The sequence below is a fragment of the Spirosoma gilvum genome (genome assembly GCF_054776815.1).
On record NZ_BAAHBH010000007.1, the window covers coordinates 92873 to 108424 of the forward strand.

At 48.9% G+C, this 15552-nt stretch carries 15 protein-coding genes; 8 read left to right on the forward strand and 7 right to left on the reverse strand.

Going from position 1 to position 15552, the window contains the following annotated elements; genetic code table 11:
• Positions 1 to 106: 106 nt before the first annotated feature.
• Both ACYVFD_RS19180 and ACYVFD_RS19185 read right to left on the reverse strand, forming a co-directional pair.
• Positions 107 to 715 (reverse strand): cupin domain-containing protein, encoded by a 609-nt coding sequence (locus ACYVFD_RS19180; protein WP_461092037.1) that lies wholly within the window; start codon positions 713 to 715, stop codon positions 107 to 109.
• Positions 705 to 1259, reverse strand: a complete 555-nt coding sequence (locus ACYVFD_RS19185; RefSeq protein WP_461092038.1) for an RNA polymerase sigma factor — start codon at positions 1257 to 1259, stop codon at positions 705 to 707. Before ACYVFD_RS19185 ends, ACYVFD_RS19180 begins: the two co-directional genes overlap by 11 nt.
• 185 nt (positions 1260 to 1444) lie before the next feature.
• On the opposite strand from ACYVFD_RS19185, the gene ACYVFD_RS19190 reads away from it, so the two are divergent.
• From ACYVFD_RS19190 to ACYVFD_RS19210, 5 genes are all read left to right on the forward strand, one after another.
• On the forward strand, positions 1445 to 2917 hold the full coding sequence (locus tag ACYVFD_RS19190) for an APC family permease (RefSeq protein WP_461092039.1): 1473 nt from the start codon (positions 1445 to 1447) through the stop codon (positions 2915 to 2917).
• Positions 2918 to 3089: 172 nt separating this feature from the next.
• Positions 3090 to 3716, forward strand: coding sequence for a TMEM175 family protein (locus ACYVFD_RS19195; protein WP_461092040.1), 627 nt, complete (start codon positions 3090 to 3092; stop codon positions 3714 to 3716).
• Positions 3717 to 3731: 15 nt separating this feature from the next.
• Entirely contained in the window at positions 3732 to 5105 is a 1374-nt protein-coding gene (locus tag ACYVFD_RS19200; protein WP_461092042.1) for a peptidoglycan DD-metalloendopeptidase family protein, read from the forward strand.
• Positions 5106 to 5180: 75 nt separating this feature from the next.
• Entirely contained in the window at positions 5181 to 5543 is a 363-nt protein-coding gene (locus tag ACYVFD_RS19205) for a hypothetical protein (protein WP_461092044.1), read from the forward strand.
• Between the two features lie 102 nt (positions 5544 to 5645).
• Entirely contained in the window at positions 5646 to 6179 is a 534-nt protein-coding gene (locus ACYVFD_RS19210) for a ferritin (RefSeq protein WP_461092045.1), read from the forward strand.
• A gap of 67 nt (positions 6180 to 6246) precedes the next feature.
• Here ACYVFD_RS19210 and ACYVFD_RS19215 read toward each other — a convergent pair whose 3' ends face one another.
• From ACYVFD_RS19215 to atpA, 4 genes are all read right to left on the reverse strand, one after another.
• Positions 6247 to 6543 (reverse strand): hypothetical protein, encoded by a 297-nt coding sequence (locus tag ACYVFD_RS19215; RefSeq protein ID WP_461092046.1) that lies wholly within the window; start codon positions 6541 to 6543, stop codon positions 6247 to 6249.
• 96 nt (positions 6544 to 6639) lie between these two features.
• Positions 6640 to 7209: a DUF4136 domain-containing protein gene (locus ACYVFD_RS19220; protein WP_461092047.1), complete on the reverse strand. Its 570-nt coding sequence runs from the start codon at positions 7207 to 7209 to the stop codon at positions 6640 to 6642.
• Between the two features lie 367 nt (positions 7210 to 7576).
• On the reverse strand, positions 7577 to 8461 hold the full coding sequence (gene atpG / locus ACYVFD_RS19225) for an ATP synthase F1 subunit gamma (RefSeq protein ID WP_461092048.1): 885 nt from the start codon (positions 8459 to 8461) through the stop codon (positions 7577 to 7579).
• 197 nt (positions 8462 to 8658) lie between these two features.
• Positions 8659 to 10233 (reverse strand): F0F1 ATP synthase subunit alpha, encoded by a 1575-nt coding sequence (gene atpA / locus ACYVFD_RS19230; protein WP_461092049.1) that lies wholly within the window; start codon positions 10231 to 10233, stop codon positions 8659 to 8661.
• 374 nt (positions 10234 to 10607) lie between these two features.
• Here atpA and ACYVFD_RS19235 point away from each other — a divergent pair, with 374 nt between their 5' ends.
• The 3 genes from ACYVFD_RS19235 to ACYVFD_RS19245 all read left to right on the forward strand — a co-directional run bounded on the left by ACYVFD_RS19235 (position 10608) and on the right by ACYVFD_RS19245 (position 13986).
• Positions 10608 to 11378, forward strand: coding sequence for an FKBP-type peptidyl-prolyl cis-trans isomerase (locus ACYVFD_RS19235; protein ID WP_461092050.1), 771 nt, complete (start codon positions 10608 to 10610; stop codon positions 11376 to 11378).
• A 120-nt stretch (positions 11379 to 11498) separates the two neighbouring features.
• Positions 11499 to 13607: a carboxy terminal-processing peptidase gene (locus ACYVFD_RS19240; RefSeq protein ID WP_461092051.1), complete on the forward strand. Its 2109-nt coding sequence runs from the start codon at positions 11499 to 11501 to the stop codon at positions 13605 to 13607.
• 139 nt (positions 13608 to 13746) lie between these two features.
• Positions 13747 to 13986 carry a hypothetical protein gene (locus ACYVFD_RS19245; protein WP_461092052.1) on the forward strand — a complete coding sequence of 80 codons (240 nt, stop codon included), beginning with the start codon at positions 13747 to 13749 and terminating at the stop codon, positions 13984 to 13986.
• A gap of 8 nt (positions 13987 to 13994) precedes the next feature.
• Here the strand turns inward: ACYVFD_RS19245 and ACYVFD_RS19250 are convergent, their stop codons facing one another.
• Positions 13995 to 15383, reverse strand: a complete 1389-nt coding sequence (locus ACYVFD_RS19250) for an MATE family efflux transporter (RefSeq protein ID WP_461092053.1) — start codon at positions 15381 to 15383, stop codon at positions 13995 to 13997.
• Positions 15384 to 15552: the final 169 nt, after the last annotated feature.

Consider the following 15552-nt stretch of genomic DNA (forward strand, 5'->3'; position numbering starts at 1 on the left):
AACAAAAAACGCCAGATAGGGTTTGACTTACCCATCTGGCGTTTCGAAAAGAAATATGTTCGTGTGCTCCTCCGCGATTGTATCGCGGAGGAGCACTAGTGCTGCTTTAAGCAGCCACTTTCAGTCGTTGTATAATACTTTTTACGGGTACATCGGAAATTACCCGAACCGTATGTTCCAGATCGAGCGGAACGTCCATAAAATCACCGGCGCCAAGCTGAATCAATTCACCACCAATCGAGCATTCGCAACGACCTTCCAGAATCAGGAAGCTTTCGTGTTCGTTGTGATGATCTTCGGGGTCGATAGCCACTTTCACCCAAACCAGAAACAGTTCAACGTTATCGTCCTGCCGAAGCACATGCCCGTATAGATTTCGATAATCGGCGGGTGGTTGTATAGCAGCGAGCGAACGCTGCCACTGATCGGCATCCGAAAATGCGTTGATGAGCGGCAGGTTGTTCAGGTCAAATGTCGGTGCTTCGCCCAGTTGACTCAGTGTCATCATCACCCGGCTTTTCAGTGCAGGGTTAGGCCTAACAGGCTCGTCATTGGCGTAGTCGGCTAATACCTCGGCCAGCCGATCCAGTTCGGCGTGGATAGTTGGCGATTCGCTGGCCAATCGTTCTACGGCGGCCGCTTCGTCCGAATTGAGTAGTCCTAATGTGTATAGTTCAAGCTGGGTGGATAGCTCATTATGTTCATCAGGTCTCATCGCTAAATACGTCTTTCAGTTGTTGTAAAGCCATTCGGGTCCGGGTTTTCACCGTTCCGAGTGGCATATTCAGTTTGTCGGCCACTTCCTGCTGGGTATACCCCTCAAAATAAATCAAGTCAATCATCTGCCTCAGCTTTGGGTCGAGTCGGGATACGGTATCACCCAGGCCAATATGACTGATATTGAGCACATCGGATAAAGTATTCCGCTCTGTATATACACCATCAGCTATGGTTTGGATGTCGGTTTGCTCAAAACTTCGTTGAGATCGTAAAAAATTGATCGCCGTATTGCGGGCAATGTTGAGCAACCACGTAAACAATCGCCCTTTACCCGCGTCGTAACTATCGATATTCTTCCAGACTTTTACGAACGTATCCTGAAGTAAATTTTCGGCATCGTCGGTATTTTTAACTACTCTACAAATGATTCCCAGCAACGTGGGCGCATACTTATCATACAACGCAGAGTACGCCTTTTGGCTACGGAGTTTCAGAGCCGCAACCAGTTCGTCTTCAGGAATGGGCGGTGTTTTTTTCATGGTAGCGAGGAAGCGCGTTTAACGGACTGGGGCATAAAACGCACACAAGTTGCAAATAAAATAAGTCTGTCAACGAGTTAGCCTGTAATTATCTTCGGTTTAGCTGGCAGACAGCCATAGAATTTAGGCACCCAGCTTGTTTTTTTGGCGAATTGGGTGGTTCTTGTATCTCTATCTTCTTCTTCATGGCAGAAAACGTCTCTAATTCCGTTTCGTCGGTCGATACCTCCGCCGAGCCCACCGAATTTAACCGCTCACTGAGTCTGCTCGACTCGACGCTCATTGTATCCGGCTCCATGATCGGGTCCGGCGTTTTCATTGTTTCGGCCGATATGGCCCGTAACCTCGGTTCGTCGGGCTGGTTGCTCATGCTGTGGGTACTGACGGGCGTGCTGACGGTAGCCGCTGCTCTCAGCTACGGCGAGTTGGCCGGTATGATGCCCAAGGCAGGAGGACAGTATATTTATATTCAGCGTGCTTTCGGTCCGTTGACAGGTTTTGTGTATGGCTGGACCGTGTTCATGGTTATCCAGACCGGAACCATTGCGGCTGTAGCGGTAGCGTTTACCAAGTACACCGCCGTATTTATTCCGGCTTTAGGGCCTGATAATGTGTTGCTGGCGCTCGGCCCTATAAAAGTGACACTTGGATCGTTGTTCGCCATCTCAAGTCTGGTGTTTCTGACCTGGCTCAATAGCCGGGGGGTACAGAGTGGCAAGTTTATTCAGAACGTGTTTACATCTGCCAAACTGATTGCCCTTCTGGGCCTAATTGTCGTGGGCATTACGATTGGATTGAGCAGTGGTTTACTGTCGACGAACCTGACCAATGCCTGGGAGGCCAGCAGCACATCGGCCACGGGCGACGTAATTCCGCTGGCGGGTATGGCGCTTATTCTGGCGTTTGGTACATCCATGATTGGGTCACTGTTTTCGGCCGACGCCTGGAACAACGTAACGTTCATTGCGGGCGAAATAAAAAATCCGCGTCGGAATATTCCGCTGGCTTTATTCTTCGGAACCCTGATCGTAACGACGATTTACTTCCTGGCCAATGTGTCGTACCTCTCCCTCCTGCCTCTGAAAGGTTCCCCAACCGGCACCGACATCATCAGCCGGGGTATTCAGTTTGCCGATGCAGACCGAGTGGCTACGGCCGCCGTCGAAACTATTTTCGGCAACGTGGCGGTCGCCATTATGGCGGTACTGATTATGATTTCAACCTTTGGCTGCAACAACGGCCTGATTCTGGCCGGGGCACGACTCTATTACGCCATGGCTAAAGACGGATTGTTTCTGAAACAGGCATCGCAGCTGAACCAACATGCTGTACCCGGCCGTGCGCTGTGGGTTCAGTGTATCTGGGCATCGGTTTTGTGCTTATCGGGCAAATACGGCGACCTGCTGGATTACTGTACGTTTGCTTCGCTGGTTTTCTATATGGTGACGATTGCGGGGCTTTTCCGACTCCGCCGTACCGAACCGAATACCGAGCGGCCTTACCGGGCATTTGGCTATCCGATTGTTCCCGCATTATATATCATTGCCGCGCTGGCAATTTGTATCATTCTGCTGTATACCAAAACGTTCAATACGGGCATGGGTCTCCTGATTGCCGGTTTAGGTATTCCCGTCTATTTCCTGACAAAGCGAGGATGAATTTGAGATAATATAGAACACGGATTCTTATGATGATGATTATGATTTGTCAGTATCTGTGTGAATCATAACCATCATAAGAATCCGTGTGCTATTACTTGGCATACAAAACGACTTTATAACTTATTGGTTCTTCTAACCGTTTGTCTGTCAGTTGATGATTTGACAACAAATGGCCGATTTTCAGGAAAACGAAACCCTGCGCATGGAAACATTCAGCGATGGGGTTTTCGCGATTGACATTACCCTTCTTACTTTCCAGTTGAAAGCGCCCAGTCTGCGAGTGGCTACGTCCAATCAGGCACTGGCGCTGGCCTTATTTCATCAATGGCCGGATTATATCGCCTATTTTGTCAGCTTCACAACTATATTCATCATCTGGCTCAATCACCATCGGATGTATAACGTAATCCAACGTAGCGACGTCCGATTCATGTTTTACAATGGGCTGCTGTTGCTACTGGTCAGTATTATCCCCTTCACCACCTCGCTGCTGGCCGATTACATCAATACGCCAGCCCATTCGCTTTCGTCGGCATTGTATATGTTCCTTTTCTCCGGCATTTCCGGGGTCTTATTCATCATGTGGAACTACGCTACCAACGACTATCGACTTCTCAAACGGCCTGTAGGCGACGTACGTATACTTAGCATCCGAACCAGCCATCTGATCAGTATGATCACCTATGCGTTTGCCGCTGTTGTGTCATTCCTGTTGCCGTTTCTGAGTATTCTGGTCGGTTTGGCAATGGTCGTCTACTTATCGCAATTGAAATATCATCGTAACAAGGTCGTTTAATACTATAGTACAACTATGGTAATCAGATATTTTTCCTACATTCTTTTCGCTGGATTTATGGCTGGCGGGCTTAATGCCTGCACAGGGGTTGGACCTGCCACCAATTTATTTCGTTCCACTTCGCCCCATGACCAGTATGGTCAGTCGCTCAAAGAAGCGAAACTAGACCAAACGGCCTTGGGCACCGATTGGCTGGCTGCCGCCGACCAAGCCCTCCACGATTCGCTGAAAATCACCGTCCCATACCGCGAAAGTGGGTACTTTTCGGCCAACAAAGCATTTGCAGTAGGGTATCGACTCGATGCGCAGCGGGGTGATCGTTTTCTGGTGCAGGTAGAAACCCAGGGGCAAAAAACCACGCAGCTATTTATCGATGTATTTGCGCTTGACGATCGTAACCGAATGTCGTTGGCTGCGGCATCCAAAGCTGATACCAATGTGCTTGCCTGGGAACCCCGGAAAAACCAGACGTATTTAATCCGTATCCAGCCAGAATTGCTCCGAAACGCAAGCTACACCATCTCGATTACGCGCGAACCCGCACTGTCCTTTCCTGTAAAAGGTCGTGACAGTCGTCAGATTAGCAGCTATTTCGGTGCTGCCCGTGACGGTGGACGCCGGCGGCACGAGGGTATCGACATTTTTGCTCCAAAAGGCACACCGGCCCTGGCGTCGGTCAATGGAATTGTTACGGGCGTTGGTACCAACACCCTCGGAGGCAATGTTGCATTATTAACCGATACCGAACGAGACATCCGACTTTACTACGCGCATCTGGATCGCTGGCATGTAACGAATGGTCAGCGGGTATCTGTAGGCGATACGATTGGCTTTGTGGGTAATACCGGCAATGCCCGAACAACTGGACCCCATCTGCATTTTGGCATCTATGGGATGATGGGCGGAGCTACTGACCCCTTACCATTCGTTCGACTCGGTCGCGGTCCGGCGAAACAAGTGCTGCTATCTGCTTCACGTTTTGGCGATTCAGTACGAGTATCAGCCGCCAAGTCGACGGTTCGGATGGCCCCGAGCAGCGACTCGCCTATTCTACGTGAACTACCTAAATCATCGGCTTTGACCATCCTGGGTGGAACCGAAACCTGGTTACGCATCCAAACGGCTGATGGCCTGACCGGGTATATTCTCAACAGTACGACGGAAACACCCCAACGCCCACTCCGCCGTTTAACGTTATCATCTTCTGGCAATTTACTAGACGCTGCTGATAGCCGGGCTGGTATAATCAAGCCACTTCCTGCTGGCGCTATAGTCGATGTGCTGGCTCAAACCACTGTTTTCCAACTTGTTCGAATTGATAACGGAACAACAGGTTGGTTACCGCTGGCTATTGGCTCTACACAATCTATTACTAAGGCCGTTCGTTAAAAGGTAGAAAATATTGTTTAGAAACTATCTAAATTAATACTTTCGGCTTATCTTTGTGTGTTCATTTGTGTACCCATGACCAGTAACGTACCGGCAACCTATCAGGAAGTATTTCGAACCGACAAAGGTGTTGTTTATCAATGTGATGCGAGCTATCGTCTGATTCTGGAATTCTGGAATACCCGCACGCAGTTTTCAGCCCGTGATTTTGCTCAGTTTCGCCGTCTGGTCGAAACTGTCGACATTCGGCAAATGGCTCTTAGCACAGCCGCATCAGACGATGTCGAAATTCTGGCCCTTCCCCGTTCCGAACGTTGTTATGTGTTGACCCTTTGCGAGATTGTTCATTTGCGTGAGCTACTCCATGGTGCCAAACTTATGCTGGAACTGAACTCCATGCTGCGTGAATGCGGCTGTACGCTATCGCAGGAAGCATAAATAGATTCCGTCTAAATTTCTTGATAACAAACCGGCTTTATAACATGAGCCGGTTTTTTTTGTTCTTTTGGGAAAATATCTCACCGGCAACAGCCATCTACTATGAAAGACTTAGCAAGACTTCGCACCGCAATCAAAGAGAGCGTTGAGCTGGCCCTGAACCAGCAAATACAAATGGAGATGGTTTCATCATCGAAATACCTGGCGATGGCGGGCTGGTGCGACCGTAACGGACTAGATCATTGTGCAGGTTTCTTTTATAAGCAATCGGAAGAGGAGCGTCACCATGCGATGAAGCTGTTTCATTACCTCTGCGATCAGGGAGCTACGGCCTACTCGCCCGAAGTTCCGGCGGTTGCGCAGGAGTTTGATTCACTGAAATCTGTATTTGAAGGTGCTTTGGAGCAGGAAATTTCGGTAACAGACTCGATCAACCGCATCATTGGCATCTGCCGTCGCGAAGGAGATTACGCCACCGAAGAACTGCTGAAGTGGTATGTGAAAGAGCAAATGGAAGAGGAGTACATTGCCCGTCGTTGTCTCGAACTGATCGATCAGATTCCAGCCGACCAGGTTTACTACCTCGATAAAAAACTCGCCAGCGTGACCTACGATGGCAATGTATTCGAAGAATAACCAACCTATGAGAACGTAAAAAAGGCATCTGTTATGGATGCCTTTTTTTATGAAACTTTTTTTCGACTTACCACTTGGGCGGAGGGGATTGCGAAACATCTTTTGCAGACACATCAGCGGGCGGCTTATTCCACGACGTATCAATCGGTGCAGTCGCTTTAGTTGTATCACAGTCCTGAAGCCGCTCCTGTAGTTCCGTGATTTTATTTTCCTGTTGTGTCAGGTTTCGTTGAAGATCGATTGTTGCATCTTCGAGTCGCTGATGCCGATTATAAGCTACGCCAAGCAGAGCCATAATGCCTAACAGAAGCACGATGACGACTGCTACGAGTGAATAAACAACTCCTCGGCTTACGGTGGACATACCCAAAACGAAAGCCACAAAGTAACGAAAAGCTAGTCCATAAAAAAACCTGCTCTTAGCATCAAGAGCAGGTTTTTATTCAACTTCTAAACTTCCTTACCGGGCCGCGCCATAATCCTGGCCGGCACTTTCAGGGAAGTTTTTCATAATGCTGGATACCGTTTCGCGGAAAGCCTGGTCACGATCACGCTCTTTATTCCGGTTGTTGAGCTGACCAGTCGCCCAGCCCTGCCAAACGATGTCGTTAGTACGGGCATCCAGTACGTTGATCACCACGCGATTTTCTTCATACTGCCGTGAATACACATTGTTGCCCATGCCACCGTACCACCACGAATAAGGCGAGTACATGTTGTTGGATTGAATTTGCTGACGATCTTTCGAATCCATAAAGAACCGAACTACCAGATCCGCTTCACCTTGCGTTACGGGCTTGTAGCCACGCGATTTCAGCGATTGGTCGAGCGCATCAGCAATCCGGCGCTGATTCAGGTTACTACCTACAATCGGGTCCGCATTCCGCTGCCGGTCAGCTTCGATCCGGTAGGTCGAAAACTGACGAACATTCACTTTAGGGTCGTAGTCGTACTTTACAGTAATAGCAGGAGCACAGGACGCCAGCGTACCGACGACGAACAAACTAGTTATTATGCCTTTGAGTTTCATGTATTTTGAGTCGTTAAATGGTCCTTAAACCGCTTAATTAACGTTGGAGAAATAGTCATTCGTATATGACAATTTAATAACAACAAAAGTGCTTCATACGTTTCGATTCCTTGTTAAATATTGGCAATAACATAGGCCTTTAAAAGGCTGATAATCAACGAACCTCATCTACAGTTAAGTATTTTTAACAGCGCTTTAACGCTAACTCTTCCGAAGGTAGGTTTTTGCCTTGATCCCGTGCCTTTGTTCTTACTCACTAAGACGCAATCGAGTTGAAAAGCGTTGCAATGAGCCAGCAAAAGTTACGAAAAAATAAAGCCACCCCCAATGAGAGAGCGGCTTTATTTTTCTAATGGTAGATTGACTATTACCCGTTGGCCAGGGCTTCAGCACCGCCTACAATTTCGAGGATCTCGGTAGTAATAGCGGCCTGACGAGTCCGGTTATAAACCAGACGAAGCTCTTTCAGCAGTTCGCCAGCATTCTCAGTCGCTTTATCCATAGCCGTCATCCGGGCTCCATGCTCAGCCGCATTCGAGTCCAGTACCGCTTTGTATAGTTGAATCTTAATCGTTTTAGGGATCAGTTCCGTCACGATCTGTTCTTCCGATGGCTCAAACAGATAGTTGATCGAATTAGCGCTCCCTGCGGGTGATTCGGCTGCTACGATCGGTAGCATCTGCTCTGTCCGAACGATTTGTAGGGCTGCATTCCGGAATTCGTTGTAAACAACCTCAACAACGTCGTAACGACCATTGGCAAAGCCTTCCATCGCTTCTTCAGCAGCCGCCCGAACGGTGTTAAAGTTGAGCGAACCGAACGCATCGACGTGGTTGGTGTTCACTTTAAAGCCACGACGCTGAAAAGCTTCTCCACCTTTCTTACCGATGGCCATAATTTCCACATTGCCCGAGCGAGCCTGTGTTGAATATTTTTCGTCGATCAGTGTCAACGCTCCCTTTATCGCATTGGTGTTGAACGCTCCGGCCAATCCACGATCAGAGGTAACCAGAATGATCAGTACTCGCTCAATGGCTCGTGTTTGCTTGTAAGGACTTTCCGAAGCCGTTTCCGCCCCTGCCGATACTGTTCCAAGCATCTGGCTCAGTTTCTGGGCGTAGGGCCGCAACTGTGTTATATTATCCTGCGCCCGACGCAGTTTAGCAGCCGACACCATTTTCATGGCTTTGGTGATCTGTTGAGTCGAGTTAATCGAAGCAATCCGGGCGCGTACTTCTTTTAGTGAGGCCATTCCTTTAAGGAGTTAGTAGTTAGGAGCGAGGAGTGAGGAGTTGCTGACGCACATATACTGTTCCCTAGTCTCGTTCCTAACTCCTTAAGCTATTAATAACAAGGAGTTGATAGTTAGGAGCGAGAAGTGAGGAGAAAAGTAGCTGAATGGGTCAGCCCTTCTCACTCCTCGCTCCTAACTACTAACTCCTTAAAAAATTAATAATTCGCTGACAGATCAGCGGCTACTTTCTTCAACGTTGCGGTTCCTTCGTCGGTCAGTTTACCAGCACGCAGTTCATCCAGAACTTTTGGATATTGGGCGCTAAGCACCATACCAAACTCACTTTCGAACGCTTTTACCTTGTTGACAGGAACTTTGTCGAGTAAGCCGTTGGTCGATGCGTAGATGATAGCCACCTGCTGTTCAACCGGAACGGGCGAGTACTGCGCCTGTTTCAGCATTTCCTGGTTCCGGCGGCCCCGTTCGATCGTCAGTTTCGTAGACGCATCAAGGTCCGAACCAAACTTGGCAAACGCTTCCAGCTCGCGGAACTGAGCCTGATCGAGTTTCAGTGTACCAGCCACTTTTTTCATCGACTTGATCTGGGCGTTACCACCTACCCGCGATACCGAGATACCTACGTTGATGGCCGGACGAATACCTGAGTTAAACAGGTTCGACTCCAGGAAGATCTGGCCGTCGGTGATCGAGATTACGTTTGTTGGAATATAAGCCGAAACGTCACCAGCCTGCGTTTCAATGATTGGCAACGCCGTCAGCGAACCACCACCTTTCACCTTATCTTTCAGAGACGGTGGCAGGTCGTTCATGTTTTTCGCGATCTCGTCGTTCCCGTTGATTTTCGCAGCCCGCTCCAGCAACCGGCTGTGCAGGTAGAATACGTCACCCGGATACGCTTCCCGTCCTGGTGGGCGACGCAGCAGCAGCGATACCTCGCGGTAAGCGACAGCCTGCTTCGACAGATCGTCATAGACAACGAGTGCCGGACGGCCTGTATCACGGAAGAACTCACCAATGGCTGCACCCGTAAACGGCGCAAAGAACTGCATTGGCGAAGGGTCAGATGCATTGGCCGCCACGATAACCGTATAGTCCATAGCACCTGCTTTCCGCAGGGTAGCTTCTACCTGCTTCACGGTCGATGCTTTCTGACCGCAGGCAACGTAGATACAGTAAACAGGCTGACCTTTGTCGTAAAATTCTTTCTGGTTGATGATGGTGTCGATCGCCACAGCGGTTTTACCCGTCTGACGGTCACCGATGATCAGCTCCCGCTGGCCCCGGCCGATGGGGATCATGGCATCGATAGCCTTGATACCGGTTTGTAGGGGCTCGTTTACCGGCTGACGGAAAATTACGCCTGGTGCTTTTCGCTCCATCGGCATGGGAAACAGTTCACCCTGAATGGGGCCCATACCATCAATCGGCAGACCAAGTGTGTTGACAACGCGGCCAAGAATACCATCCCCTACGTTTACGTAAGCAATTTGGTTGGTACGCTTAACGGTATCACCTTCTTTGATTTCCGAATAATCACCGAGCAACACAGCTCCGACGTTATCTTCTTCAAGGTTCAGAGCCATGGCTTGCAGCCCATTCTCGAACGACAGCAATTCACCGGCCTGCACCTTCGAGAGGCCGTAGATACGCGCTACGCCGTCGCCGATTTGCAGCACCGTACCGACTTCTTCGAGTTCAGCTTCAGATTGTGTTCCGGCCAATTGACGGCGGAGGATCGCTGATATCTCGTCGGGTCTTACGGATTCCATATATGTTAGAGGGAAATTTAGTTTATTTTTTCGGCCGCAAAGGTACGATTAAAATTTAATAAAAATACGATGAAATGAAGAAATAACGACTGAATCTTAGACTTTTCCGATATTCCCGACTAAAATCAGCTACCATTGGCCAGCCCAGAACAACCGTTTATCCAAATTAACGAAGCCTTTAGTCGGTTAAAATTGATTTCTGCCAAATTTTCGACTACTTTTAGTTGCCTGATCAAATACAGAATTAGGATGGAATTGACCGACGTTTCACCAATATTTTTTGGCTGAACTCAAGTATCGTTAAACTTTTATCCTATTCATTCACGTTTCAGTAGTATTAAGTCTTAGTTCAATACACCCCGTTTCATTTTCGCATGAAGTTTAATCAATGGATGTTGGCCGGTACACTATCGGCATTAGTTGTTGCTGGTTCCGCCACTGCCCAAGTCAAAAAGCCTGCTGTCAAAAAACCGGCTACGGCACCCAAAACAGCCTCTGCCACCAAACCTGCAAAAGGTGGCTTAGCCTCCGAACGAGATTCTCTAAGTTATAGCATTGGCGTCAGTATCGCTCAAAATATTAAACAGCAAGGTCCGAAAGATGTGAATGCAGCTCTGATTGCCCAGGGCCTTGATGAAGCGCTGAATGGTGGAACGATGCGGTTGTCGATGGATCAGGTACAACAGGTCATCCAGAATTACTACCAGAAACAGATGGTCGCCAAAAATGCAGAAGCCGTAAAAGCGTCGGCCGAAAACAAAAAAATTGGCAATGCGTTTCTGGCTGAGAATAAAACCAAAGCCGGTGTAGTAACCACCGCCAGCGGTTTACAATATTCAGTCGAAAAAGAAGGTACCGGGCCTAAACCAACTGCTTCCGATCGTGTGAAGGTACATTATGCTGGCCGATTGCTGGACGGAACAGAGTTTGATAGTTCGATAAAGCGCGGCCAACCGGCCGAATTTGGTGTAACAGAAGTGATTAAAGGCTGGACCGAAGCGCTCCAATTAATGCCTGTCGGCTCCAAATGGAAGCTTTATATCCCGTCTGATTTAGCCTACGGCGACCGGAGTATGGGCTCCGACATAAAACCCGGCTCAACATTAGTGTTCGATGTTGAGTTACTTGATATTGTAAAACAATAACCAAAGAGCCAAAGAATGAAAGAGCGAAAGAGTGAATTGGAACCAACTAGTTTTGCACCAGTGGTTCAGTTTCGCTCTTTAACTCTTTCGCTCTTTCGCCATTAACCTGGGTAATAATAAATGAAGAAGTATCTGGTGACTCTAATGCCCGTGCTGATTCTGAGTTTTCAGCCGGATCTACCTTCGAATGGTGCTGTAGGTAACGCTTCGTCCCTACAGACTTCGCCCCAATCGCCCACAGTCGATGATTTAAAGCCGACTGTTTCCCAGGAACGGGTCGAACAACTGGTAGCCAAATTGTTGACAACTTACCATTATCGGAAAGTACGGCTCAATGATTCGCTTTCCTCAGTGGTTTGGGACAATTACCTGAAAGAACTCGACGGTAATAAAACCTACCTGTTAGCCTCAGACGTAGCGTCTTTCGAGAAATACCGCTATCAGATCGACGACGCGCTGATAAACGGTGATCTAACAGCGGCTTACGACCTGTATAATGTGTTCCGGAAACGGTTCAAAGAACGCAGCGACTTCGTAAAAGAGCAGATCAAAAAGCCATTTACGTTTACTGAAGACGAAACCTTCAACACCGATCGCGAGAAAGCGGCCTGGCCTAAAACCGTTGAAGAGCAGAACGATCTATGGCGTAAAATCCTGAAGAATCAGGAATTGGAATTGCGACTGGGCAACCGGAAAGACAGCGCCGTTGTGGCTACCATGAACCAGCGCTATACGAATCTGGACAAAGCCTATAACCGGATCAAGAGTGCGGATGTGTTCCAGATTTACATGAACTCGTTTGCTGAAGCGCTTGACCCGCATACGAACTATTTTTCGCCCACCAATGCCGACCGGTTCAATCAGGAAATGAGCCAGTCGCTGGAGGGTATAGGCGCTATGCTTCAGGAAGATGGGGAGTATATCAAGATTACGCAGGTGCTACCAGGAGGCCCCGCTTTCAAAAGCAACCTGATCAAGGTAAATGACAAGATTGCGGGTGTAGCGCAGGGGGATAATGGCCCCATGGTCAACACTATGAACTGGCAGGTTGATGAAGTCGTCAAACTCATCAAAGGGCCGAAAGGTACCGTTGTGCGTCTCCAGATTGTTTCGCCTGATGCTATAGCCGGTGCTCCTCCAAAAGAACTTCGGCTGGTGCGTGAAAAGATCAAACTGGAAGAGCAACGGGCCAAGAAAGAAGTCATTGAGGTAACCGACAACGGTAAGCCGTTTAAGATTGGGGTTATTAACATTCCAATGTTCTACCGAGACTTTGAAGGGGCCCGCAAGCGTGAAGAAGGCTTCAGCAGCACCACAAGCGATGTGAAGAAGTTTGTTGAAGAACTCAAAGGTGAAAAAGTAGATGGTATCGTCATTGACCTGCGTGATAATGGCGGTGGTTCACTGACCGAAGCGATTGATCTGACCGGCATTTTTATACCGAAAGGTCCGGTTGTGCAGGTTAAGGAATCGACGGGCGAAACCGAAGTATATGCCGATAAAGACGGTGGCACAGTTGTGTACAATGGCCCAATGGCTGTATTGGTGAACCGCTTCAGCGCATCGGCTTCCGAAATTTTTGCGGCTGCCATTCAGGACTACAAGCGGGGTATTATCGTGGGTGGTCAAACCTTCGGTAAGGGCACTGTGCAAACACTGATCGATCTGAACCAGTGGCTTCCGAAAGAACCAGAGAAAGTAGGTCAGGTAAAAATGACCATTCAGAAGTTTTACCGGATCAATGGTAGCAGCACGCAACACAAAGGCGTAACGCCCGATATTGAACTGCCCTCTGCTTTCTCGGCCGAAGAGTACGGTGAAAGCTCGCAGCCAAGTGCGCTTCCCTGGGATCATATCAACTCAACGCGCTACGAATCGGCAAATGATCTGGACGACAAAGTACTCGGCCGTCTTCGCGACCGTTTCGACCAACGGCTTAAGTCAGACCCAGAGCTAAAAAAGCTGGCGCAGGATCTGGCCGATTTCAAGAAAGCGAAAGAAAATACAGTGGTCTCGCTGCAGGAGTCGAAACGCCGGAAAGAGCGTGAAGAAGCCGAACGAAAACGGGCTGCTGCCAATAAGGTTTCGCAAATCTCAGCACCAACTGATGAAACGGGCACGCCATCAACGGCATCGGTAGCCAAAAAGAAAAAAGACCTGTATCTAAACGAAGCGGGCTTGGTATTGGCCGACTATATTTTGGCATCAAACCTGGCGGTGAACAAATAAACCATCCGCGTTAGAAAACTAAAAACCCCGCGTCTCGAACCTTGACGTGGGGTTTTTAGTTTTCTAACGCGGATGGGCAGCCGCCCGAAGTTATAAATTAGTGAATAAAAATCGCGGGTGGAAACTCGCCCTACAAAACGTGTGGTATTTCCTCATCAAACAGGCCGATCTCGCAACGATACAGTATCAGCATCTGCAACGACAAGCATCACTGACCGAGGTTGAACTATTCAATGAACCCTACGAAAACTGGTACATTTTCACCGTTGAAAAGGATAAGTACACTTCGTTTGTAGATGATCTTGACCGACAGGGTATCTCCTATGAACTTACGGCCAATCGCCCGACTCGTACGGAACTAATGGAAAGTACATACTGATCGCTACGCTAACTAGTCAGCGACGTGCTGACGGCCGCTAGATCGATCCGCTTTACCCTACGAAAAAACCGCCAGGTGAGCAGAATAGCAGCGATAGTAAGCCCAGCCAGGAGGCCAATCCATACCCCAATCGCATCCATATCCGCCCAAAAACCTAGTACATAACTTAACGGTAGCGCTACAATCCAGTACGAAAACAAGGTAATGAGCGTCGGGACATTTACATCGGATAGCCCCCGTAAACTTCCCAAAGCCACTACCTGAATCCCGTCGGAAAGTTGAAACACCCCGGCAATGATCACCAGTGAAGCCGCAATTTGCATAACAGCCGGATTATCGCGGATATACAAGGTTACCAGCCATTCGTTCGCGGTCAGGAACACCCCGGCCATCAGGGTCATAAAACCAATCGACAGTATAAAAGCCGCAATTCCTGCCCGCCAGATTCCGTCACGACTCCCCCGACCGACCGACGCACTCACCCGTATGGCAGCCGCCGACGAAATACCCGTAGCCATCATATAGGTGACTGAAGCCAAGTTGATTGCAATCTGGTGAGCAGCCAATCGATCTTCGCCAAGCCAGCCGACAATGACCACTGCCAGCGAAAACGTAGCAACTTCAAAGAAAAACGTTAAGCCACCCGGAATACAAAGTCGCAGAATTTCCAAGGCTTCTGTAGTTGTCGGCAATACCTGAAACTCCGGCAGTAAAAACGGTTTAAAACGTGCCGACCGATAAATGTAGACCAACATAGCGCCTGCCATAAAGGTACGGGAAAGTAATGTAGCTATTGCCGAACCCAACAGGCCCAACGCAGGAAACGGGCCTACCCCTTGGATAAGTAGATAGTTAAAGAGTGCATTAACCAGAAGTGCCGACAAAGTAATCGCCATAGCCACTCGCGGGTAGCGCAACCCATCGCACAATTGGCGAGCGCCCACAAAGACCATCAATGGTATTAATGACGCACTCAAAATCAGCATGAAATTTCGGGCCAGGCGCGTCACTTCAGGCGTTTGACCGAACAAGTCGAAGTTGAAAGCTAACAAGGCCGAAAGGCATCCTAAAACGAAACTTAGCAAGACCCCAACCCGTAACCCCGCCCGAAACAATCGATTTACGGCCGCCGGATCATGCTGGTTATACGATTTTGACACCAAAGCCGCAACAACCGTTAAACCACCCACCCCAATACTCGACATCAGGAACGACAGCGAATTGGCCAGACCAGCAGCCCCCAGCGGAACCGCCCCCAGCAACCGCCCGACGAACAGGTTATCGGTAACGCCCATCAGCACAACGCCCAATTGCGCAATAATAATCGGCACACTTAAGCGAATGGTATCGGTAAGTTCGGCGCGGTAGGTAAGCAGAGATCGAATGGCAACAGGCATAATAGAAAAATATCCAGCAGCGCCAGAAAATGGTGTGCTGCACAAAATTAGAATATTCTATGCACTCCAATGGTTCCTTAACCTGATGTAATCCTCATACTAGCCCCATAAAAGAACTCCCCGGCAAAGCCGGGGAGTTGACATATTTCATCTAGCTTGCTCCTGGTCC